The sequence below is a fragment of the Paenarthrobacter sp. NPDC091669 genome (genome assembly GCF_044756725.1).
Lineage (GTDB): Bacteria > Actinomycetota > Actinomycetes > Actinomycetales > Micrococcaceae > Arthrobacter > Arthrobacter bambusae_C.
Map to the genome: position 1 here is coordinate 1 of NZ_JBIVTK010000021.1, position 3,251 is coordinate 3,251.

A 3,251-nucleotide genomic window follows, 5' to 3' on the forward strand; every position below is an offset into this window, starting at 1 on the left:
ACTGTGTATGGAAATCTCATCTTGAAGCGAGCTTCCCGCTTAGATGCTTTCAGCGGTTATCCCATCCGAACGTAGCTAATCAGCGATGCACTTGGCAGTACAACTGACACACCAGAGGTTCGTCCGTCCCGGTCCTCTCGTACTAAGGACAGCCCTTCTCAAATTTCCTGCGCGCGCAGCGGATAGGGACCGAACTGTCTCACGACGTTCTAAACCCAGCTCGCGTACCGCTTTAATGGGCGAACAGCCCAACCCTTGGGACCTACTCCAGCCCCAGGATGCGACGAGCCGACATCGAGGTGCCAAACCATGCCGTCGATATGGACTCTTGGGCAAGATCAGCCTGTTATCCCCGAGGTACCTTTTATCCGTTGAGCGACGGCCATTCCACAATGTACCGCCGGATCACTAGTCCCGACTTTCGTCCCTGCTTGAGATGTCTCTCTCACAGTCAAGCTCCCTTGTGCACTTACACTCGACACCTGATTGCCAACCAGGCTGAGGGAACCTTTGGGCGCCTCCGTTACTTTTTAGGAGGCAACCGCCCCAGTTAAACTACCCATCAGGCACTGTCCCTGACCCGGATCACGGGCCGAAGTTAGATGTCCAAAGTGACCAGAGTGGTATTTCAACGATGACTCCACCCGAACTGGCGTCCGGGTTTCAACGTCTCCCACCTATCCTACACAAGCCACTCCGAACACCAATACCAAACTATAGTAAAGGTCTCGGGGTCTTTCCGTCCTGCTGCGCGTAACGAGCATCTTTACTCGTACTGCAATTTCGCCGAGTTTATGGTTGAGACAGCGGGGAAGTCGTTACTCCATTCGTGCAGGTCGGAACTTACCCGACAAGGAATTTCGCTACCTTAGGATGGTTATAGTTACCACCGCCGTTTACTGGGGCTTAAATTCTCAGCTTCGCCACCGAAGTGGCTAACCGGTCCTCTTAACCTTCCAGCACCGGGCAGGAGTCAGTCCGTATACATCGTCTTGCGACTTCGCACGGACCTGTGTTTTTAGTAAACAGTCGCTTCCCCCTGGTCTCTGCGGCCCACACCCGCTCACGGAGAGCAAGTCTCCATCACGGGGCAGGCCCCCCTTCTCCCGAAGTTACGGGGGCATTTTGCCGAGTTCCTTAACCATAATTCTCTCGATCGCCTTGGTATTCTCTACCTGATCACCTGTGTCGGTTTGGGGTACGGGCGGCTAAAACCTCGCGTCGATGCTTTTCTTGGCAGCATAGGATCACCGGATCCCCCCATACGGGAGTCCCATCAGATCTCAGGATCGTGATTCAACACACAGGAACGGATTTGCCTATCCCTGACCCTACATCCTTAGACCGGGGCAACCATCGCCCGGCCCGGCTACCTTCCTGCGTCACACCTGTTAATACGCTTACCTCCCGGGATCAGGTCCCGCGCTCGGCCAAAACCCACAACACCACAAGGGTGAGCGGGCAGGCTCCGGGCGGTTAGTATCCCCCGCTTGGCATGGACGGTTTTTCGCCGGTACGGGAATATCAACCCGTTGTCCATCGACTACGCCTGTCGGCCTCGCCTTAGGTCCCGACTTACCCAGGGCAGATTAGCTTGACCCTGGAACCCTTGATCATTCGGCGGACGGGTTTCTCACCCGTCTTTCGCTACTCATGCCTGCATTCTCACTCGTGTAGGCTCCACCGCTGGTTTCCACCGCGACTTCACTGCCCACACGACGCTCCCCTACCACTCCACACCCCTGAACCACGAAGGCTAGGGCAATGTGTGAAATCCACAACTTCGGCGGTGTACTTGAGCCCCGCTACATTGTCGGCGCGGAATCACTTGACCAGTGAGCTATTACGCACTCTTTCAAGGATGGCTGCTTCTAAGCCAACCTCCTGGTTGTCTTCGCAACTCCACATCCTTTCCCACTTAGCACACGCTTAGGGGCCTTAGTTGGTGGTCTGGGCTGTTTCCCTCTCGACTATGAAGCTTATCCCCCACAGTCTCACTGCTGCGCTCTCACTTACCGGCATTCGGAGTTTGGCTGACGTCAGTAACCTTGTAGGGCCCATCGGCCATCCAGTAGCTCTACCTCCGGCAAGAAACACGCAACGCTGCACCTAAATGCATTTCGGGGAGAACCAGCTATCACGGAGTTTGATTGGCCTTTCACCCCTACCCACAGCTCATCCCCTCCATTTTCAACTGAAGTGGGTTCGGTCCTCCACGACGTCTTACCGTCGCTTCAACCTGGCCATGGGTAGATCACTCCGCTTCGGGTCTAGATCACGCCACTACACTCGCCCTATTCAGACTCGCTTTCGCTACGGCTACCCCACACGGGTTAACCTCGCGACGTAACACTAACTCGCAGGCTCATTCTTCAAAAGGCACGCCGTCACAACTACTATGCGATCACTCGCGGTTGCTCCGACGGATTGTAAGCACACGGTTTCAGGTACTGTTTCACTCCCCTCCCGGGGTACTTTTCACCTTTCCCTCACGGTACTGGTCCGCTATCGGTCATTAGGAAGTATTTAGGCTTATCAGGTGGTCCTGACAGATTCGCACGGGATTTCTCGGGCCCCGTGCTACTTGGGATACTCTCCAGGCTGCACACAACATTACGGTTACGGGGCTCCCACCCTCTCTGGCCGGCCTTTCAAGACCGTTCACCTATGCCTGCACATCACCCCAACGGTCCGGCAGAACCATCACGGAAAGTCCCACAACCCCGCCCATGCAACGCCCGCCGGCTATCACACATGGAAACGGTTTAGCCTGATCCGCGTTCGCTCGCCACTACTAACGGAATCACTATTGTTTTCTCTTCCTGCGGGTACTGAGATGTTTCACTTCCCCGCGTTCCCCCCACGCACCCTATGTGTTCAGATGCGGGTCACACAATCACCTCACAGCGTTGTGCGGGGTTTCCCCATTCGGACATCCTGGGATCAACGCTCGGTTATCAACTCCCCCAGGCTTATCGCAGATTCCTACGTCCTTCTTCGGCTCCTAATGCCAAGGCATCCACCGTGTGCCCTTAAAAACTTGACCACACACAAACCAACAAACCCCAAAAGGGCCTGCCGGTCTACGATGCATCATTCATATCGAGAGAACCATGACCACAAGGGCCAGGTTCATTCATAAGAAATTGCTGTAAGAACACACACCAAAAGCATGTGTTCTAGATGCTCGCGTCCACTATGTAGTTCTCAAACAACAACCCCATCAACCAGACCACCACCACCCCACAAAG

Annotated in this window: 1 rRNA gene; it reads right to left on the reverse strand. The window is 55.0% G+C overall.

The annotated features are described in order from the left end of the window. A 23S ribosomal RNA gene (locus tag ACIQLI_RS22410) occupies positions 1-3,046 on the reverse strand; the annotation flags it as partial. Positions 3,047-3,251: the final 205 nt, after the last annotated feature.